Source organism: Shewanella sp. KCT (assembly GCF_007636505.1).
GTDB lineage: Bacteria > Pseudomonadota > Gammaproteobacteria > Enterobacterales > Shewanellaceae > Shewanella > Shewanella halotolerans.
On the sequence record NZ_LVDJ01000012.1, the window covers coordinates 21,749 to 41,046 of the forward strand.

18 protein-coding genes are annotated in these 19,298 nt (G+C 54.5%); 6 read left to right on the forward strand and 12 right to left on the reverse strand.

From position 1 onward, the window contains the following. Positions 1-1,008 (forward strand): isocitrate dehydrogenase, encoded by a 1,008-nt coding sequence (locus tag AYI87_RS16160; protein WP_011866557.1) that lies wholly within the window; start codon positions 1-3, stop codon positions 1,006-1,008. Positions 1,009-1,166: 158 nt separating this feature from the next. Here AYI87_RS16160 and rlmM read toward each other — a convergent pair whose 3' ends face one another. The 4 genes from rlmM to AYI87_RS16180 form a co-directional block, all read right to left on the reverse strand. After that, positions 1,167-2,258, reverse strand: coding sequence for a 23S rRNA (cytidine(2498)-2'-O)-methyltransferase RlmM (gene rlmM / locus AYI87_RS16165; protein WP_144203757.1), 1,092 nt, complete (start codon positions 2,256-2,258; stop codon positions 1,167-1,169). A gap of 91 nt (positions 2,259-2,349) precedes the next feature. Further along, positions 2,350-2,739 (reverse strand): DUF423 domain-containing protein, encoded by a 390-nt coding sequence (locus AYI87_RS16170; RefSeq protein ID WP_041509171.1) that lies wholly within the window; start codon positions 2,737-2,739, stop codon positions 2,350-2,352. Next, a complete protein-coding gene (locus AYI87_RS16175) occupies positions 2,732-3,454 on the reverse strand; it encodes an alpha/beta fold hydrolase (protein ID WP_186300656.1) in 723 nt (240 codons plus the stop codon). Before AYI87_RS16175 ends, AYI87_RS16170 begins: the two co-directional genes overlap by 8 nt. Positions 3,455-3,514: 60 nt before the next feature. Continuing rightward, positions 3,515-4,426 carry a transcriptional regulator GcvA gene (locus tag AYI87_RS16180; protein WP_011866561.1) on the reverse strand — a complete coding sequence of 304 codons (912 nt, stop codon included), beginning with the start codon at positions 4,424-4,426 and terminating at the stop codon, positions 3,515-3,517. A gap of 182 nt (positions 4,427-4,608) precedes the next feature. Between AYI87_RS16180 and AYI87_RS16185 the strand changes: the two genes are divergently transcribed. After that, positions 4,609-4,839, forward strand: coding sequence for a hypothetical protein (locus tag AYI87_RS16185; protein WP_011866562.1), 231 nt, complete (start codon positions 4,609-4,611; stop codon positions 4,837-4,839). A gap of 309 nt (positions 4,840-5,148) precedes the next feature. Here AYI87_RS16185 and thiI read toward each other — a convergent pair whose 3' ends face one another. The 3 genes from thiI to pomA form a co-directional block, all read right to left on the reverse strand. Next, complete coding sequence (gene thiI, locus AYI87_RS16190) at positions 5,149-6,606, reverse strand: tRNA uracil 4-sulfurtransferase ThiI (protein ID WP_144203758.1); 1,458 nt, start codon at positions 6,604-6,606, stop codon at positions 5,149-5,151. Positions 6,607-6,859: 253 nt separating this feature from the next. Then, positions 6,860-7,804, reverse strand: coding sequence for a flagellar motor protein MotB (locus AYI87_RS16195; RefSeq protein ID WP_144203759.1), 945 nt, complete (start codon positions 7,802-7,804; stop codon positions 6,860-6,862). A 4-nt stretch (positions 7,805-7,808) separates the two neighbouring features. After that, the gene (gene pomA, locus AYI87_RS16200; protein ID WP_011866565.1) at positions 7,809-8,576 is read right to left on the reverse strand and encodes a flagellar motor protein PomA; all 768 of its coding nucleotides are present in this window, start codon (positions 8,574-8,576) and stop codon (positions 7,809-7,811) included. A 395-nt stretch (positions 8,577-8,971) separates the two neighbouring features. Between pomA and xseB the strand changes: the two genes are divergently transcribed. From xseB to dxs, 3 genes are read left to right on the forward strand one after another with little or no spacing between them, the layout of a single operon-like run. After that, on the forward strand, positions 8,972-9,211 hold the full coding sequence (gene xseB / locus AYI87_RS16205; RefSeq protein WP_011866566.1) for an exodeoxyribonuclease VII small subunit: 240 nt from the start codon (positions 8,972-8,974) through the stop codon (positions 9,209-9,211). After that, positions 9,212-10,093: a (2E,6E)-farnesyl diphosphate synthase gene (gene ispA / locus AYI87_RS16210; protein ID WP_144203760.1), complete on the forward strand. Its 882-nt coding sequence runs from the start codon at positions 9,212-9,214 to the stop codon at positions 10,091-10,093. Positions 10,094-10,115: 22 nt separating this feature from the next. Continuing rightward, entirely contained in the window at positions 10,116-11,984 is a 1,869-nt protein-coding gene (gene dxs, locus AYI87_RS16215; protein ID WP_144203761.1) for a 1-deoxy-D-xylulose-5-phosphate synthase, read from the forward strand. 86 nt (positions 11,985-12,070) lie between these two features. Here the strand turns inward: dxs and grpE are convergent, their stop codons facing one another. After that, the gene (grpE, locus tag AYI87_RS16220; RefSeq protein ID WP_011866569.1) at positions 12,071-12,688 is read right to left on the reverse strand and encodes a nucleotide exchange factor GrpE; all 618 of its coding nucleotides are present in this window, start codon (positions 12,686-12,688) and stop codon (positions 12,071-12,073) included. 365 nt (positions 12,689-13,053) lie between these two features. On the opposite strand from grpE, the gene nadK reads away from it, so the two are divergent. Beyond that, on the forward strand, positions 13,054-13,932 hold the full coding sequence (gene nadK / locus AYI87_RS16225; protein ID WP_144203762.1) for an NAD(+) kinase: 879 nt from the start codon (positions 13,054-13,056) through the stop codon (positions 13,930-13,932). 45 nt (positions 13,933-13,977) lie between these two features. On the opposite strand, the gene AYI87_RS16230 is transcribed toward nadK, so the two are convergent. From AYI87_RS16230 to AYI87_RS16245, 4 genes are all read right to left on the reverse strand, one after another. Further along, complete coding sequence (locus AYI87_RS16230) at positions 13,978-15,042, reverse strand: TonB family protein (protein ID WP_144203763.1); 1,065 nt, start codon at positions 15,040-15,042, stop codon at positions 13,978-13,980. A gap of 231 nt (positions 15,043-15,273) precedes the next feature. Further along, entirely contained in the window at positions 15,274-16,644 is a 1,371-nt protein-coding gene (locus tag AYI87_RS16235; RefSeq protein WP_144203764.1) for an MATE family efflux transporter, read from the reverse strand. A gap of 96 nt (positions 16,645-16,740) precedes the next feature. Beyond that, complete coding sequence (locus AYI87_RS16240) at positions 16,741-17,814, reverse strand: CobW family GTP-binding protein (protein WP_144203765.1); 1,074 nt, start codon at positions 17,812-17,814, stop codon at positions 16,741-16,743. Between the two features lie 85 nt (positions 17,815-17,899). Further along, the gene (locus tag AYI87_RS16245; RefSeq protein WP_144203766.1) at positions 17,900-19,240 is read right to left on the reverse strand and encodes a DEAD/DEAH box helicase; all 1,341 of its coding nucleotides are present in this window, start codon (positions 19,238-19,240) and stop codon (positions 17,900-17,902) included. Positions 19,241-19,298: the final 58 nt, after the last annotated feature.

Genomic DNA, 19,298 nt, shown 5'->3' on the forward strand with positions numbered 1-19,298 from the left:
ATGTCAAAAAGAACTATTACCGTTATCCCGGGTGATGGGATTGGCCCAAGCATAATCGACTCAGCAATCAAGATCTTAGATAAAGCTGGATGTGATTTCGAATACGAATTTGCCGATGCTGGCCTAGCCGCACTTGAGAAGCAAGGTGAACTTCTACCTCAACGTACACTGGATATGATCGAGAAGAACCGTATCACGCTGAAAGGGCCACTAACGACCCCTGTCGGCGAAGGTTTCACCTCAATCAACGTCACTTTACGTAAAAAATTCGGCTTATATGCCAACGTACGTCCTGTATTGTCTTTTAAAGGCACTCAGGCACGTTATGACAACATCGACATCATCACGGTACGTGAAAACACCGAAGGCATGTACTCAGGCCTAGGTCAAACCGTTTCAGAAGATGGTGCGACGGCTGAAGCCACCAGTATCATTACCCGTCAGGGTGCCGAGCAGATCACTACCTTCGCCTACGAGCTAGCGCGTAAAGAGGGTCGTAAGAAGGTGACTATCGTACACAAGGCTAACATCATGAAGTCGACCTCAGGCCTGTTCCTGAAGGTAGCTCGTGAAGTGAGCCAGCGTTACCCAGACATCACCACTGAAGAGATGATTGTCGACGCGACCTGTATGAAGCTTGTGATGAACCCAGAAAACTTCGATGTGATCGTCACCACCAACCTGTTCGGCGACATCCTATCGGATCTGTGTGCCGGTCTTGTGGGCGGCCTGGGTATGGCACCTGGCGCCAACATCGGCAAGAACGCGGCGATCTTCGAAGCGGTACACGGCAGTGCGCCAGATATCGCAGGTAAGAACCTGGCTAACCCAACTTCGGTGATCCTGGCATCAATCCAGATGCTGGAATACCTGGGCATGTCAGACAAGGCGCAAGCCATTCGCGCGGCGGTTTCTGCCGTGATCGAAGAAGGCGATCGCACGACTCGCGACCTTGGCGGTACTCACGGAACCTCTGACTTCACTCAGGCGGTACTCGAGCGTCTTTAATAGACCAAGTAGCCGTAAGCGAATAAGCTAAAACAAAAAGCCCCGCAATCGCGGGGCTTTTTATTATCCGATAATTCTTTAGTTAACCGACATTTCTTAAGTTAGCCAATGATTCTATTGTTAACCAATGATTCTGTTGTTAACCATGGATTATGTTGTTAACCAAAATTAAATCCGACGCTAGGTTTTAGCCAGAGATGCACAGTCACCTCATCTCTATCATGGTACAGATGCTTACAGGCCAGATGGAAGTCGTCGATACCATTTTCTTTTAGCACCTCTTGCATGGTCGCCAAAATCGTCGATACCTCTTTATAGCGGCTCTTCATCGGTAGCTTAAGGTTAAAGATCGCTTCCTTAAACCAGCCATTGATTGCCCAGGCCTCCATTAGCTCGGCCACTCGCGAAGGCTTCTCAACCATGTCGCATACCAGCCAGTAGATATTCTTCTTAGGTGGCTCGAAACGGAAGCCGTCGGCCTGGTAGTGTCTCACCTGCCCGGTGTCCATCAGGTTTTGCGCCATCGGGCCGTTGTCCACCGCCGCCACAAACATGCCGCGGCGAACCAGCTGATAGGTCCAGCCACCTGGACAGGCGCCGAGATCCACAGAGTTCATGCCGCTGCGCAGACGCTGCTCCTGCTCCGACTTAGGGATGAAGTGGATGAAGGCTTCGTCCAGCTTGAGGGTTGAGCGGCTCGGCGCATCGCTGGCCATCTTGAGTCTGGGGATCCCCATGAAATAGGGAGAACTGTTGTGGCTCAGCGAGTAGCCCACGTAGGCGGTGCCCGGCCCGACGAAACAAACATGTATGATAGGACGCTTAGGGTTTTCTTTCTCAAGCAGGGCACCACTACGTTTCAGCGCCTGTCTCAGGGGCACGGTTAACTTACGACAGAAGGTCGATAGCTCCTTGGCCTCATTGGTATCTGGCGTCTCGACTCTGAGTTCGCCTGCCTTGCTCACCTTAGCCAGTGCATCGACGATGGGCGTGACGCGATCGCCTTCGGGCAGATCTTTGAGCAGCTCATTGGCGGCAAACATCTGACGAGTGAAGATAAGCGAGTCCAGCTCGATCTGCTCGGCCAGCAGATCGGCATCTCCCGCCTGGAAGCACTGAAAAATCACATACCCGTCGTTACGATTGGTCTTTACAAAGCCGCCAACATTCAGCTCCGCAGCTCGCTGCTGGATCTCGGCTGCGCAGTCTTTCTCGTAGCCGGCACGGCAATATAAAAATAGGTTTATCATAGGAAGATCCTGAATAAAAAATGGCGACCCATATCATTGGGGCGCCATTCTACACTTTCTCGAAAATGAATACGATTATCTTAGCGGCTGGCTAATCGTCCAGCTCCACCACGCGATTACGCCACACGGCCACCGCGATGAATAACCACCCCAGCAGGAAGCAGACGCCCCCCATGGGGGTCACAGGGCCAGTCCACTTGCTGCCCACCAACACGTAGAGGTAGAGGGAACCGGAAAACATCACTATGCCCAGCAGGAACAGATAACCCGCCCAATCGATCAGGCGCGACTTGAGCCAGTGGCCACTAAAGGCCACGGCGATCAGGGCAAAGGTGTGATAGAACTGATACTCGACCCCAAGATTAAAGATGTCGATCATCTCTGGCGTGGTCACCTGCTTGAGTCCATGGGCGCCGAAGGCTCCCAGGGCTACGGCTAAAAAACCACTCAAGGCCGCCAGCAATAAAAACCCTTTACGCATCTAACCCCCTAATAAATTTAATACTATGTGAGACTGCCAAATCCAGATTAGCGCTTTGGGTCGTGCCTGACGACTTTCTTGGTAAAAAACTATGATCCCCATCGGTTAACCACTGGAGTTTGGCGTTAAAAGGTGCAAGCCAAGGTTCTACCTGCCCTTTGGCGCCAAATTTATCGCGCTCCCCCTGTATCACCAAGAGCGGCGCCTGACACTCGGCGATAGGCTCTAGTCTTGGCTCGCCCCCTTTAGGCGGCACGAAGGGATAACCCAAACAGATAACACCATCGACCGCTTGCTCGCCAGCGAGTATTGCCGCCATGCGTCCGCCCATGGACTTGCCCATCACCACCAGGCGCTTGGGCTTATAAACCTCACGCACCGTCTCTATCAGCAGGCTAAAATCTTTAATCAGTTTAGGTGCCCTGTCCGGCGGCCTGCGCTTACCATCTATGGCGTTACTGCGCATGTAGGGAAAGTTAAAACGCAGCACGGCTATTGCTTGTTTTCCATCATGCTCACCACTATTTCTAGAGCCTAGCCGTTCGGCCATCTGCGTCATGAATTCGTGTTCCATGTTGGCGCCAGCGCCATGAGCCAGCACCACAAAGGTGTCGCAGGCCAGCGCATTATCATCCAGCGGGCCCGAGAACAGGCACTGACTTGCGGGCAACTCGGCCGCCTCGAGCCGTACATTCAAGCTTTGGGTAAAACTCATCTCGCCTCTTTATCTTTGGCTCACCACCCATGAAGGGCGTAGCCAGGTAATTCAATCGGGTTAGCCCGGCAGTAGTTCGCTGCGAGACTCCTCTTCGAACATGTCCAGCATCCACTTTCTGAAGGCGACTATCTTACCTATCTCGGCGTGGTTTTGCTGACACACCAGGTAATAGGCGTTCTTACTCACCAACACCTCGGGGAAAGGACACACCAGGCGCCCGGCCTTGATGTCGGGACGGGCCAATACGCTGTAACCCAATGCGACTCCCTGACCGTGAGCGGCAGCCTGCAACACCAAGGAGGAGTGACTGAAGATAGGACCCTGGTTCACATTAATGTCATTAATTCCACATTGTCTAAACCAAGCCTGCCAATCATGACGGCTAGAGTCATGCAGCAGGGTGTGATGTTTCAGGTCGCTCGGCTGGGATAACGGCTTGGGGCCGCTAAGCAACATGGGCGAACAGACAGGGATCAACACCTCGTTTCTCAGCTTGTCGGCACGCAGCCCTGGCCAGTTGCCCATGCCGTAATAGATGGCCACATCCACATCGTCGGTCAGGCTGCTGGTCTCGTCGTCCACCGCCTTGATCCGCACGTCGATGTCGGGATTATTCTCGCTGAAATTCGCCAAGCGGGGCACCAGCCACTGAATGGCAAAACTGGGCGAAGTGCTTACCGTGAGCGAGCCTATGGCACTTCGGGCCAGCAATCTATCTGTCGCATCGGCCAACTGCACAAAGATATCTTTTATGTCGAGAAAGTAGCCCTGCCCCTCTTCAGTCAGCAGCAAAGATCGGTTCTTACGACGAAAGAGCTTTAGCCCTAAATATTCTTCTAATGCCTTAATCTGATGACTTACTGCGGCCTGTGTCACAAAAAGTTCTTCCGCGGCGCGCGTAAAGCTTAAGTGACGGGCTGCAGCCTCGAAAGCCTTCACCGCATTCAATGGAGGTAAACGTCTCGACATAGTGATCCTTGTCTCACATTTTAATTAGTTTTTCTAATCCGTATTGTTACATTTTATCGTTTGTAAAGGGAAGGGGTTTTGGTTAAATTTTGCGCCAACGAAATGATTGAAGTTAGACAGCCTCTACGACGTATTTGGGGAGTGTCTGACACCCCAAGATATGCCGCCCGGAGGCGACCACTATGATTAACTTTAAAACTGTATTTGCCATCGCACTACTCTCAGCCTCAACCGCTGCCACTGCCGATGAAATCGTTATCGATACCACAGACCTGCATGCCGCCATCAGCGCACAATTGGCCGAAGGCCTAGAGCAGATGCAACAAGATCTGAATGAAGACCTCAACGCCATTCTGGTTGCTCAGAAAGACGAGCAGGCGGACACCAGCGTCAGCGCCCAGCGCGCCGAGTAATCGCCAGCCGGCAGTTAACGATAGTCTGCTGCAAACGATAAGCAACAAGCCGCGTCTTATGATGCGGCTTTTTTATGCCCGCCAGCTTTAAGCCCACCAACACAACTAACCCATCTCTGGCAGTAAAGGCGAGACCGACCCGCCAGATACGTTACGTGAGAAGCTAAACAGATCCAAGGTTTTATAGCTCTACGCTTGAAAGCAGCTCATAAAAAAGGCCGCCCGAAGGCAGCCTTTATCTCGAATGCTTAGCTTTCGAATGCTTAGCTTTCTAATGCTTGGCTCTCTATAGACAGCCGCTTAAAGCGCTTATGCGGGACGATAGACCTTCACATTATGATAGCCCTGCTCCTGCAGGTAGAGCGCCTGTAGCTTGCTCATGACGCCTCTGTCGCAGTAGAGCAGATAGGTCTTCTCTTTATCGAGATCGGCAAACTGGGTCGCCAACTTGAAGAAAGGAATACACTTCACCTCGATGCCGTTGAGGCTAAGCGGGCTCTGCTCTTCCTCTTCTGGCGAGCGAATGTCCACCACCACTTCACCACCTGTGACCGCATCGACGGTTTCAGTCTCGGTGATCTTGGTATCCATGCTGACGGCGATATCGCGAATATCGATCACCTCGGCGGCTTCCACCACGCGGTCGATCAAGTCTTCGGAGAACTTCTCCTCCTCGGCGAGGATCTTACCCATCACAGCCTTCACTGTCGGCTTCTGTGAGATCACGCCACAGTATTCAGGGATCGATTTGGCAAAGTCTTCGGTGCCGATCTCGCGGCTCATGTTGATAATATCTTGCTTATCCATCACGATCAGTGGACGCAGAATCAGCATATCTGTGCTGCGGTCGATCACATTCAGGTTAGTCAGGGTCTGGCTGGACACCTGCCCCATGGCCTCCCCCGTCACCAACGCCTGAATGCCCATCTTCTCGGCGATACGGCTGGCGGCGCGCATCATCATGCGCTTGAGGATAACGCCCATCTGGCCGTTATCTATCTTCTCCAGGATCTCCTGCACCACAGGGTCGAACGGCACAGAGATAAATTTCACCTTGTGAGACTCGCCATACTTCTGCCACAGATGATAGGCCACCTGCTTCACACCGATCTCGTGCTGGTCACCGCCCAGGTTAAAGAAGCAGTAATGGGTTCTAGAGCCGCGCTTGATAAACTGGAAGCTGGAGACACCTGAGTCGAAACCACCTGAGATCAATGACAGCACATCTTCCTGGGTCGCCATAGGGAAACCGCCCAAGCCGTCGATGCGTTTCTCCACAAGATAGAGATGCTCGTTGTCTATCTCAAGGTTTACCGTCATGTCGGGGTTCTTCAACCTGACACCGGCTGCCTCGGTAAACTGGTTGAGTCCACCGCCCACGTAACGCTCTACCTCGATTGAGTTGAACTCATGCTTACCGCTGCGCTTTACCCGCACACAGAAAGTCTTACCGGCCAATTCCTCTTTATAGAGCGCCAACGTCTGCTGGTAGATATCGTCCACCGACTCAAAAGTGCTCTCACGCACCTGCAGCACATGGGCGATACCCGGAATACAGGCGAGACGCTCGGCATAACGCTCAATCATCTCTGGCTTGTCTTCTGGCACCCTGACCATGATCTTATCCCACTGGCGCTGTACTCTGGCCTCTTCATCGACCTTGCGCAGCACGTTACGGATATTGGTTTCAAGCATCTTGGTAAAACGCATTCTTACCGGTTTGCTTTTCATCATGATTTCAGGAAAGAGTTTTACGATAAATTTCATGGGCGTTCCGCGGGAATAATTTTAAACAGCAATCTTGCCATTATACCAAGCCCGGTGCACAAATGCCCATAAATCAGCGACTCGGCAGGGATTTTCTGCCCTTGGCCCCTTAATGTGCGCAATATTTATTCAGCTTAGGATAATCCGCTCCGAAGAGAGTGGCTGAGGATAGGCTAGTAGAAATGAAAAGCGTCCACCGGTGTGGACGCCTTAGCAGAGGGTGTTTGCCTGCCGTAATGACTAGAGCGACAGGCTACTGCTCGACTTGAATCTCGTCTGACTCCTTCGGCTTACCCTGCTCGATGGCGATCTCGACCCGGCGATTACGGGCTCGGTTGGCTGCCGAATCGTTCGGCACCAGCGGCGCCGTGCTGGCCATGCCCACCACCTTCATCCGCTGCTGGTCGAAGCCCGGCACCCGCACCAGTTCATGGGCCACGGCCACGGCGCGCTTACTAGAGAGATCCCAGTTGGAGCTGTAGAGTTCGTTGCTGATATTCATATCATCCGTGTGACCGGAGACGGTAATGATCCCCGGAACATCCTTGAGCAGTTCGCCCACACGGCGAACGACAGGCTTAAACCTGGGCTGCAGGAAACCCGATCCCGATGAGAAGGCGCCCTTCTCACGAATCCTAATGATGATCTGCTGCCCCAAGGACTCAATCTCGATCGCCCCGTCGACGATCTCCTTGTTGAGCTCCTGCGCCATCTTCTTCACCTGATCATTGATCTGATCTTGTGACGCGGCCTCCTGCTGCTGTTGCTTCGCCTGAGCTTCAGAGTCAGCCTCTTCCTGAGCGGTGGATGATGCTTCGCCACCGCGCTGCTCACCGCGCTGCTGCTGCACACCACCGGCGCTATCGTCTTCACCTGCCTGCACCTCAATGGTGGGCTCGGTCATCTCATTGGTTTGTTGATTGATGATCTCGATGGGGGTGGGTTCTGGCTTACCGGGGCGAAACTCCAGTGCGATAACCGAGGTGCCCTTGGGAATATCTTTGACTTCAACCTTGTTCTGCACACCGAAGGCATACTTCATCGACCCGGCGATCTGCTTGAACTTCATCACGTCCATCTCGGAGAAGGCGAGCAGCAATACGAAGAAACACATCAATAGCGACATGAGGTCGGCAAAGGTTGCCAACCACATGGGCGCCCCGGCAGGAGGGCAATCGCATTTGACCTTCTTAGCCATCTGGCTATTCCCCGTCCGTCGTGTCTATCTCTCGCTGCTTTTCCGAGAGGTAATTCTTCAAGAATCCCTCGATGACCCTTGGGTTTTGACCGTCTTGAATGGCAAGTACCGCATCCATGATCAGGTTGCGGTTGAGCATCTCCTCGCCCATGCGCAGCGAGAGTTTATCGGCAATCGGCAGGGCAATCATGTTGGCGATAATTGCACCATAGAGTGTGGTCAACAAGGCCACCGCCATGGCGGGGCCGATAGACTTAGGGTCGTCCATGTTCGACAGCATAGCCACCAAACCGATAAGGGTACCTATCATCCCCATGGCGGGCGCCACATCACCCAGCGCCTTGAAGATGCTAATCCCCGTCTTATGGCGCTCTTCCGTGAGGGCGATATCCTTCTCCAAGGCTTCACGCACCACCTCGCCGTCATGGCCATCCACCAGCATGTCGACCGCTTTCTGCATGAAACTGTTGCTGATCTCCGCCTCTTCCAAGGCCAGAAAGCCCCCCTTACGGGCAGCATCGGCCATGGTGACCGATTGCTCGATCAACTCGTCCGGCTTATCTATCTTGAACATAAAGGCTTTTGCGGCGATCTTAACCGCACCGAGGAACTGTTTGAGGTTAAATTTCATCATCACCACAAACAGAGAGCCTATCATCACGATAAGCACAGAGGGCACGTCAACAAAGATGGCGATACCGCCACTGCTGACCATAGCTCCGATAATAAAACCAAATGCACCTATCAGGCCTATCAGGGTCGCTAAATCCACAACTCTTCCTCATTTACAGTATCGGCCGTTGCTAATACCTTGATCTCGGGATCAAGCTCTCAGTCAACACCATAATCATCTCGAGACAGGTCTCTACTCTACTCACTCTTGCAATGAAAGGCATCTCCCAGGACCTGGACGACGACACAAAAGTCGTCAATTAGACGGGAATTCGCCTAACCGCATACGGGAGTTTACGATATAATATCTGACAAAATTGAGTATTGTTCTAATTCAATTATCGGACAGCTTACACGCAAGTTTAGCTACAAATTCAATTTTTTATAAAAAAACCTCCTTAAAGCGTGCTATTGCACAAATATACGACAGCGCAATTTGACCCCTAGGGTCGACTGAGATACTTTGTCTGTCGCTAAATTCTTGGGAAAATCACCGTGGCCAAAAAACCTGAAAACCTGACCTTCGAAGAGTCACTCACAGAATTAGAAAACATCGTCACCAGCCTGGAGCAGGGCGATGTCTCTCTGGATGACGCCCTCAAACAATTTGAGCGCGGCATCAATCTGGTCAGAAACAGCCAAGGCAAACTCGAACAGGCCCAACAGAAAGTCTCTATCTTGACCCAGGAACAAGATCAACCCAGCTTGCAACCCTATCTGCCAGAGGGCGAATAATTGCTAAATGAAGCGATAACGCGATACCAGCAGCGCGTCGACGGCCAGCTGCGCCATTTTATCAATGCACAAGACGATACCGAGCCACAACTCAAGGCCGCCATGGAACACGGCGCCCTGATTGGCGGAAAACGTATCCGCCCCTTTCTGGTCTACGCCGTGGGCGAGATGCTGGGTGTGCCACTGGAAAGGCTAGATGCCTGCGCCGCCGCCATCGAATGTATTCATGCCTACTCGCTGATCCACGACGATCTCCCGGCCATGGACGACGACGCCCTGCGCCGCGGCCAGCCGACTGTGCATATCGCCTTTAATGAGGCCACCGCCATCCTGGCTGGCGATGCCCTGCAAACCTTGGCCTTCGAGATCATCAGCCAGGAAGGCAGCGAGCTGAGCGCAAATCAACAACTGGCCATGGTGCGCGCCCTCGCCAAGGCATCTGGCTACAGCGGCATGTGTGGAGGGCAGGCGATGGATCTTAACGCCACCGACAGGCAGATAGATCTCGAGACCCTAAAGCGGTTACACAGATTAAAAACCGGCGCCTTGATTCGCTGTGCAGTAGAATTACCTATCATTGCTGCCAAGGTCACAGATGAGCAAGCAGGCCATCTGATAACATTTGCCGAAGCCATCGGCCTCGCCTTCCAGGTACAAGACGACGTGCTGGACATCATCGCCAGCACAGAAGAGCTGGGTAAGCCCCAGGGCTCGGACTGCGAATCGAACAAGAGTACCTATCCGAAACTACTCGGTTTATCCGGGGCCCAAGCGACTGCGAAAAGTTTGATCGAAGACGCCCTATCAGCGCTGGCTAAATTACCATACAATAGCCAGTTAATTGCCGAATTCGCCCGTTTCATCATAGAGCGAAGAGTATAATAAAGAGCCAAAGAATCTCGCTATGAGTTTGGATATTACGAAATACCCTGTGCTGGCACAGGCCGACACCCCAGATGAATTAAGACAGCTTCCCCAGGGTGTGCTACCAAAACTTGCTGACGAACTCAGAAGTTATCTCCTACAGTCCGTAGGCATCTCCAGTGGCCACTTTGCTTCTGGCCTGGGCACGGTCGAGCTGACGGTTGCCCTGCACTATGTCTACAACACCCCGTTCGATCGCCTGATCTGGGACGTAGGCCACCAGGCCTATCCCCATAAGATCCTCACGGGTCGCCGGGACAAGATGCCTACCATACGCCAAAAAGGCGGCATTCACCCCTTCCCTTGGCGGGAAGAGAGCGAATATGACACCTTCAGCGTAGGTCACTCAGGTACCTCTGTTAGTGCGGCGCTGGCTATGGCCGTTGCCGCCGAGAAGGAACAAGCGGGCCGCAAGGTCGTGGCGGTCATCGGCGACGGCGCCATGACGGGCGGCATGGTATTTGAGGCCATGAACCACGCCGGCGATCTGCACAACGACATGCTGGTCGTGCTCAACGACAACGAGATGTCGATCTCCGAAAACGTCGGTGCGCTGAACAATCACCTGGCGCAGCTGATGTCGGGCCGTCTCTACACCACCATTCGCGAGAACAGCAAGAAGGTGCTCAAAGGCATGCCTGTCATCAAGGAGATGGCCAAGCGCACCGAAGAGCATCTCAAGGGCATGGTCGTCCCCGGCACCATGTTTGAGGAGCTGGGCTTTAACTATATCGGCCCTATCGATGGCCATGATGTCGACGCCTTGGTCGAGACTCTGCGCAACATGCGTAACCTCTCGGGCCCGCAGATTCTACACATCATGACCAAGAAGGGACGCGGCTATGAACCGGCGGAGAAAGACCCCATCGGCTGGCATGCGGTGCCTAAATTTGATCCTTCAACCTTTGCCAAGCCAGCTGCGAAACCGGCTAACCCCACCTTCTCTCAGGTGTTTGGTCGCTGGCTGTGTGACATGGCCGAGAAAGATGACAAGGTACTGGGGATCACCCCTGCCATGCGTGAAGGCTCAGGCATGGTGGAGTTCTCCCAGCGCTTCCCGAAACAATACTTCGATGCAGCCATCGCCGAGCAGCATGCGGTGACTCTCGCCGCGGGCTTCGCCTGTGAGGGGTATAAGCCGGTACTGGCGATCTACTCCACCTTCCTGCAACGCGGCTATGATCAGCTGATCCACGACGTGGCGCTGCAGAAACTGCCGGTGATCTTCGCCATCGACCGAGGCGGTATCGTCGGCCCAGACGGCCCGACCCACCAGGGCGCCTTTGATCTCAGCTACATGCGTGCCATTCCTAACATGGTGATCATGGCGCCGTCGGATGAGAATGAATGTCGCCAGATGCTCTACACAGGCTACTGTTACAACGAGGGACCGACGGCGATCCGTTACCCAAGAGGCAGCGCCACCGGCGAGCCTCAGGTCGAGACAATGACAGCATTTGAGATAGGTAAGGGCCTGATCAAGCGCGAAGGCAAGAAGATCGCCATCCTCAACTTCGGTACCACACTGGCGTCGGCGAGTCAGGCGGCCGAGGCGCTCGATGCCACCCTGGCTGACATGCGCTTCGTTAAGCCGCTGGATGTGGAGCTGGTAAAACAGCTGGCCGCCAGCCATGATCTGCTGGTGACTGTGGAAGAGAACGCCATCATGGGCGGCGCAGGCTCGGGGGTACTCGAACTGCTGCAGCAGCTTAAGCTGCCTATGCCTGTGCTCAACATCGGCCTGCCCGATGAGTTTATCAAGCATGGCGAGTGCGGCGAGATCCTGGCCGAGCTACAACTGGACGGCCCGGGCATCGAAGCGCAGATCCGCGCCTATCTGGCGGACTAAGCCCGCTCCCTAGCCCACAAAAAAGGCCTCATCTTGAGGCCTTTTTTAATCTCTTTCTATTGCTGACTTAAATCAGCCTCTGGCTATTAAGCCTGAGTATCGACGCTGGCACCGCCCTGAGACACCATCACCATGGCTGGACGCAACAGACGCTCGTTTAACATATAACCTTTCTGCATCACCATCATTACGGTATTGGCCGGGAACTCCTCGCTAGGCTGCATACCGATCGCCTGGTGATGATCTGGATTAAAGGCTTCTCCCTGAGGATCGACCTGGGTCAGACCAAACTTGGCCACGGCGCTGGTGAAGGTCTTCAGGGTCAATTCAACCCCTTCGTAGATAGCCTTGGTGGCCTCATCTTCACTGCTGGTGCCTTGCAGTGCGCGCTCCATGTTATCGATAACAGGTAGCAGCTCGTTGGCAAACTTCTCCAGGGCAAACTTATGGGCCTTCTCGACGTCGATCGCCGCACGGCGACGCACGTTCTCTACCTCGGCGGCGGCGCGGATCACAGAATCTTTCTGCTCTTCCACCTTAGCTTCGGCAGCAGCCAGGGCCTGCTCCAGCTCTTCAACTCGGAAATTAGCTTGGGTAAGTTCGTCCATCAAACTGGCTGCATCTTCAACCACCTCGGTTTCAACGGCTACAGCTTCGGTTTCTTCAATCTGTGGTTCTTGGGCTTTGTTTGACTCTTTGCTCATTGTTACTCCAGCTAAAAATGCTTTGTTTCTGCATGCTCTGGGCATATTATGGGGATCAAATTTGAGGTTTCAAGCCCTAGGGTCTGTTTATCTTTCAGATTTGATTTTTGTTCTATCTAAACGCTTTTTACTCAAGGTCCGTTCTGTGTCGCATACTTATTCAATGTAATAGTACGCCACACGACTCAAGGGCTGTTTAGATGAACCCTTCGGGCAGCTTTTGTAGGCCATTTCTACTGCGTTATCGCCCGTTTATGTAGAATAACTACATGACACGGGCTCTGCCTGGGATAAATGGCCTACAAATTGCTGCAAAAACAAACAGGAAAGTTCAACAGCCCCTAAGGCATGGATCAAACAGAAATATGAGCAAAGCGTTTCACTCAATCGGCTTAATCGGCAAACCCCATCACTCAGGGACCCATAAGACCCTCAAACGTCTGCATCATTGGTTGACCATGCAGTCCTACGATGTTTATGTCGAAGAGCGGGTTGCCGCCGAGATAGGCCCACAGGTGAAATCCGTGGATCTGCTGCAGATTGGCGAGTATTGCGATCTGGCCATAGTGGTGGGCGGTGACGGTAACATGCTCGGCGCCGCACGGGTGTTAGCCCGCTTCGATATCGGCGTGATTGGCGTTAACCGCGGCAACCTGGGCTTTCTTACTGACCTGCCCCCGGATACCTTCGAAGAGGCCCTGGGCAAGGTGCTCCAGGGCGAGTATGAGACTGAGCACAGGTTCCTGCTGGAATCTGAGGTACACAGACACGGCGAGATGAAGTCGAGCAACACAGCGGTCAACGAGGCGGTGCTCCACCCAGGCAAGATTGCCCACATGATCGAGTTCGAGGTCTATATCGACGACAAGTTCATGTACAGCCAGCGCGCCGACGGCATGATAGTCTCCACCCCAACGGGCTCGACCGCCTACTCGTTGTCTGCCGGCGGCGCCATACTGACGCCGAACCTGGAAGCCCTGATCCTGGTGCCCATGTTTCCCCATACCCTCTCCTGCCGCCCAATCGTGGTGGACGCCTGCCGCATCATCAAGCTGGTCGTGTCGCCAGACAACGGCGATGCCCTGGAGGTGAGCTGTGATGGTCACGTCACCCTACCTGTATTGCCGGGGGATGAGATCATCGTCAGGCGCAGTAAGGAGCGGCTCAGACTGATCCACCCCAAGGGCTACAACTACTTCCACGTGCTTCGAAACAAACTGGGTTGGGGCAGCAAGCTGTTTTAGGCCACAAGTATCATTAAAAAGCCCGCATCTATCGCGGGCTTTTTATTAGTTAACCTTGTACTCGAGCTGCACGCTCACCTCGGCAGGTACGGGTTTACCATCGACAAACTTAGGGGCGTAGCGCCAGCGCTTGATGGCCTTTAGCGACTCGCGGGTAAACTGCTGCCCCCCTTCCGAGGCCAACACCACAGGGTCACGCACAAACCCCTGCTCATCCACGGTAAAGGACATCTGGGTCCAGCCTTCCCGGCGATCTCTGGCATAGGAGATAGGGTACTTTGGCGCTTCCCGATAGAGGGGGGCCTGCTCCTGCTTCTCGGACCAGGGCTTCATGCTGCCGATCGCCACACAATGCTGGGTCGACTTGTCGCTCTCGCCTTCGGCCTCATAGATCTCCACCAGACGCGCATGGGCGGCCAGCTTGTAGGGATGGCTAAAGTCGAGCACGGAGAACTGCTTGATCACCTCTTCGAGCAGAGGGACCGCCTTGTCATACTTCTTTTCCGCCGCCTTGATCATGCCAACATAATAGGTGGCCTTGAGCCTTGCCAGGGCATCGGCCGGCATCTCTTGACGATAGATCTCGTAGGCTTCCAGCGCCTCGTCACGTATCTCCCGGGTATAAAAGCGGGTCGAGGCTAAACCATGGAAGGTCAACATCTTCACCTCGGCCAGCAGCAGCGGCTTGTCGGCGTCCTCGGCGATGGCGATCGCCTGCTTGAACAGATCCACCTTTTCTCTCGAGGCGGCCATGGTCTGGGCGGCGCCAATCAAGGGATCGACAAGCTCTATGGCATCGCGGCCAAAGTGCTTACGATAGACCTGAATGACATTGTTGAAATGCTCGTGGGCGGCCTGGCTCTCGCCATTGTCTTGCAGCGCAGTGGCCAGATTAAGCTCGAGATTAACCAGATCGATACTGTCTGATTCGAAATAGCCCTGACCTAGCTCGTAGGCCTTGGCAGCGGTAAGCGCCACCTGGGCTTTATCTTGCCCGGCCAGCGCCTGCTGATAGGCGGCGTAGCTTTCGCTAAAGGGCGATGCGATACTTAGGGGCGCAGCGAAGTGCGCGCACAACACCAGGGCGAGGCCTGATAATGACTTCTTCATAGTAAACAAATATCCTTATTTGTGATCCTGCAACATTCTCATGTAGAGAATGGCGTCCAGCGATTAGTTTCCTACGAGTAATTCAGAACAGCCTTACCGACTCTCAACCGGGATACGCCCACCTTGGCACACCCGGAGTATCGACTCGCGGCGCGGAAACTACAATCGCCACTAGGGTAACAGGAATTCAGATCAACTTAAATCACTGGCTAATTTAAATCCCTGACTAACTTAAAACATAGGGTCAGTTAACTTCTTGGAAAGCTTAGTTAAAGTGTAAATCATCCAGATGGTCAGCAATAAGGAGCAGCTCGCCAGAGAGATCCAGACACCTGTGACCCCAAACAGCCAGGCAAACAGATAGAGCACCATGGCGATCAGCACCAGCTTGCTACCTGTCAATATCGAGGCCTCCTTAGGACGATTGATCGCCTGGAAGAAGGCGGCGCCCACCAGAATAAGCCCCTCGAACGGCAGTCCCCAGAAGTAGAGACGCATCCCCTCTATCGCCACGGGCGTCAGCTCAGAATTATCCCCGGCAAAGATATAAACCAGATATTCTGGCGCCCAGTAGATGAAGGCGACGCCCGCCAGCGCGGTCACCAGAGTCATGATAATGACCAGTCTCAGGGTCTCGAACACCCTGTCGAAACGCTTCGCCCCGGTGTTGAAGCTAAACAGGGGCTGGGTACCAAAAGCTATCCCCTCGAAGATCAGGTAAAACAGCGCCTCGGCGTAGCTCACCACCCCATAGGCCGCCACATGAATAGGGCCGCCAACCCAGAGAAACGCCATATTATGCAGGGTCAGGACGATGGAGAGGTAGAGGTTCATCAAGAAGCTTGGCACGCCGACCCTGAGGATGTTGCTGCAATGGTCCAGGTTCAGACGCATCTGCTGCCAGTTGATCCCCAATCGCGTGCGCTTGGTGAAGAAATGCTGCAGGCAGGCGAGCGCGGTGAAGGCCTGACAGATCATGGTGGCGATGGCGGCGCCCGCCAGGCCATAGGGAAAGACGACGATCAGCAGCCAATCCAATAACACGTTCAAACAGCCCGAGAGGATAAGCACCAGGGTGACGAAGCCGGGGCGGCCATCGTTACGCAGCAAGGCGGTAAAGGCGATGGCGAGCACGGGAAAGACCCCGAGGGCAAAATACCAGAACAGATACTGCTCGGCGCTGGCCAGCACCTCCCCTTCGGCCCCGAGCCAGATGAGTATGGTCTGGCTCCAATGGGTACCCAGCAGGGCCAGGCCTGTTCCCGCCAGCAGGCAGAGGGTGAAGGCGTTACCCAGCAGGTGCCTTGCCCTGGCGACATCTTTTAGCCCCAGGTTTATCGACACCAGAGAGGCAGCGCCCATACCTATCAAGGCGCCGACGGCGTAGAGTATCGCCCCCACGGGATAGGCCAGCATCATGCCCGCCAAGCCCACCTCGCCAAGGTAATGACCGACAAACATGCCGTCGATGGCCACATAGACGCCGGTCACCACCATGGAGAGTATGGTGGGAATGGCGTAGCGCCACACCAGCTTAGGAATGGGTGCAGTGGCTAGATCTGAATGATCATCACTCTGGTGCGCGGCATGATGCTCGGTCATGATTTTCGGATAAGTTCTCTATCATGGTTGTTGATAGTGTGTTGATTCAACACGTAAACAGTTATTGGAGAGCGAAGATATCAGATAGCCAAGCGTTTAGATAGGCAGGCGTTTAGTTAGACAGAGCAGCACCTGCTCAATCTCGGCCTGGGGCAGCGGCTTATCGGCTATCATCTCCAGGCGTGAATCCAGGCTATCGTCCAGCTCCATCACGCCGAGTTGACCGTCCACATAGTTAAAGGCCGCGATCCCATCACCCGTTATCATCACCGCCTTGAGGCGCAGACAATCTTGCGCCTTTACCCAGGCCACCAGGGCTTCGAAGTCAAACTCATAGCGACAATCGAACACCCAGCCCAGGGTATAACGGCCCTCATGCCGATTACTGGCGCGGTAGATCCCCAGCTCATCAAATGCCTGCTCATCAATCGATAGTTTACGCCTATCATCCGCCTCATCGAAGGGCATCGCGGGCCGGCTGCCTAATAGCGAGGAGCCTGTCGAGGTTGCAGGCTTGCTAACCCGCCAGGCGGTATGCCGCGCAAAATAGTGCTTCTCAAGATATTGATACAGGCTGGTTTCTTTTGCCGAGAGTAGCTGCGCCACCTGCACCGGCAACACCTCGGCCGTAATGGATTGCTGCTGCAAGTAGGCCTCTAGGTGCTGCAAGTCAGCCGAGCTTGCCAGATCCATCTTGTTGGCCAGGATAAGGTCGGCGATACGCAGCTGATCGGTAAACAGCGAGCTCTCCAGGTAACGCGGGTCCTTGAGTTTTCTGGGATCCACCAGACAGAGGCTGGCGCGCATCGACAACACCGGCTTGAAATGCCCCTGGCTCAGGGTCTCGACGATAGCCTTGGGATGGCCCAGCCCAGTGGGCTCGATAAACAGACGATCAGGCCTCGCCTTGGCGATAAGCTGATTGACCGCCACCTGAGTCGGCACCCCGGCGGCGCAGCATAAGCAGCCACCCGCCACCTCCTTGATGGCGACATCACCGCCCTCACTCTTGAGCAGTTCACCATCTATGCCTATCTCGCCAAATTCGTTCACCAGCACGGCCCAGGTCTCATCGGCTGGCTTATGGGCCAGCAAATATTGGATAAAACTGGTTTTTCCCACACCGAGAAAACCTGTCACGACATGGGTAGGAATGGGCTTAAGGATCATCGACGGCTCCGCACTGAAAAATCGCCCCCAGTGTAGAGGGCGAGCCTGAGATTGCAATCCTTTTCAGCAGGCCTCGCTTAACCTGCTAGCGCTTGCCCCGAAAGCCCTTATCACTCGATGGGCGTCTCGCCTTGTTACTACCAGCCTTGTCACTACTAGCCTTGCGCTGAGGCGCCTTAGTGCGACTCTGGCCTCTTCGATTATCCTGACCGCCGAACTTCTGCCCTTTGCCATGCTTAGGCTGGGCCGCCTTAGAGGTCACTCTGGTGTCGAGCTCGCGATACCTAGCCGGCAGCGGCGCCCCCAGCTCATATCCGGGCTGTACCTCACGTGGCAAGGTCTTGCCGATAAGGGCCTCAATCGCCTCGAGTGCCGTTTCATCTTGCTTGGCGACGAAGGAGATGCTAACCCCGCTAAGACCGGCGCGGCCGGTACGACCGATACGGTGTACATAGTCCTGAGGCTCATCGGGCAATTCTAGGTTGATCACTAAGGGCAGCGCGGTGATATCCAGGCCGCGGGCGGCCACATCTGTTGCCACCAGCACCCGCAGATCGCCGGCCTTAAACTGCTCCAGCGCCCGGTTACGCGCCCCTTGTGTCTTATCCCCGTGAAACACCGCATTCTTGATGCCATCGAGCTTCAACTCGCGGTGCAGGCGCTCGGCGCTCTCCTTGGTGTTGACGAACACCAGCACCTGTTGCCAGTTGTTGCGACCGATAAGCTCGGCCAGCAGCTCCGCCTTACGCCTTGCATCTAGGGAGTAGACCTTCTGCTCGATCTGCGGCCCGCTATTAGCGCTGGTCACATTTATCCACTCAGGGTTATCCAGCATCTTGGTGGCCAGCGTCTTCACCTCTGGGGTAAAGGTGGCCGAGAACAACATGGTCGAGTGAGACACGCACAACAGCCGCTTGGTGCGCTCGATATCCCTCACAAATCCCATGTCGAGCATGCGATCTGCCTCATCGACAATGAGCTGATCAACCGTCTGCAGGCTCAAGTCGTGTTGGCCCAAGAGATCGAACAGCCTACCCGGCGTGGCCACCAGGATATCGACGCCTCTCGCCAAGGCCTTGCGTTGGGGATTGATGTTGGCGCCGCCATAGACGGCCAGAGTGGTCAGCTCGGTGAACTGGCTGTAGCGACTGATGCTGTCTGCCACCTGGATCGCCAGCTCTCTCGTTGGAGTCAGGATCAGGGCGCTGAGCTGCCCATTATCTCTTGGCTGATTGAGCAGGCGCTGCAACAACACAAAGCTAAAGGCCGCCGTCTTACCGGTTCCGGTCTGGGCGCAGGCCATCAGATCCCGCCCGGCAAGGGCCGTGGGGATCACCTTGGCCTGAACTTGGGTCAGGCTCTCGTAGCCGCAGGCCTTAGCCGCCTGGGCCAGTAAGGGGTCTAACGGGAGGGCATCGAAATTCATGGGCAACCTGCGAGCAGACAAAAAGTGAGCGCGGAGTCTAGCAAAAAGCGCCCCATAA

Bases quoted from the DNA above. Each gene is read 5' to 3' on its own strand.
- AYI87_RS16160 (WP_011866557.1), top strand. From the start codon at position 1: ATGTCAAAAAGAACTATTACCGTTATCCCGGGTGATGGGATTGGCCCA.
- rlmM (WP_144203757.1), bottom strand. From the start codon at position 2,258: ATGATAAACCTATTTTTATATTGCCGTGCCGGCTACGAGAAAGACTGC.
- AYI87_RS16170 (WP_041509171.1), bottom strand. From the start codon at position 2,739: ATGCGTAAAGGGTTTTTATTGCTGGCGGCCTTGAGTGGTTTTTTAGCC.
- AYI87_RS16175 (WP_186300656.1), bottom strand. From the start codon at position 3,454: ATGAGTTTTACCCAAAGCTTGAATGTACGGCTCGAGGCGGCCGAGTTG.
- AYI87_RS16180 (WP_011866561.1), bottom strand. From the start codon at position 4,426: ATGTCGAGACGTTTACCTCCATTGAATGCGGTGAAGGCTTTCGAGGCT.
- AYI87_RS16185 (WP_011866562.1), top strand. From the start codon at position 4,609: ATGATTAACTTTAAAACTGTATTTGCCATCGCACTACTCTCAGCCTCA.
- thiI (WP_144203758.1), bottom strand. From the start codon at position 6,606: ATGAAATTTATCGTAAAACTCTTTCCTGAAATCATGATGAAAAGCAAA.
- AYI87_RS16195 (WP_144203759.1), bottom strand. From the start codon at position 7,804: ATGGCTAAGAAGGTCAAATGCGATTGCCCTCCTGCCGGGGCGCCCATG.
- dxs (WP_144203761.1), top strand. From the start codon at position 10,116: ATGAGTTTGGATATTACGAAATACCCTGTGCTGGCACAGGCCGACACC.
- grpE (WP_011866569.1), bottom strand. From the start codon at position 12,688: ATGAGCAAAGAGTCAAACAAAGCCCAAGAACCACAGATTGAAGAAACC.
- nadK (WP_144203762.1), top strand. From the start codon at position 13,054: ATGAGCAAAGCGTTTCACTCAATCGGCTTAATCGGCAAACCCCATCAC.
- AYI87_RS16230 (WP_144203763.1), bottom strand. From the start codon at position 15,042: ATGAAGAAGTCATTATCAGGCCTCGCCCTGGTGTTGTGCGCGCACTTC.
- AYI87_RS16235 (WP_144203764.1), bottom strand. From the start codon at position 16,644: ATGACCGAGCATCATGCCGCGCACCAGAGTGATGATCATTCAGATCTA.
- AYI87_RS16240 (WP_144203765.1), bottom strand. From the start codon at position 17,814: ATGATCCTTAAGCCCATTCCTACCCATGTCGTGACAGGTTTTCTCGGT.
- AYI87_RS16245 (WP_144203766.1), bottom strand. From the start codon at position 19,240: ATGAATTTCGATGCCCTCCCGTTAGACCCCTTACTGGCCCAGGCGGCT.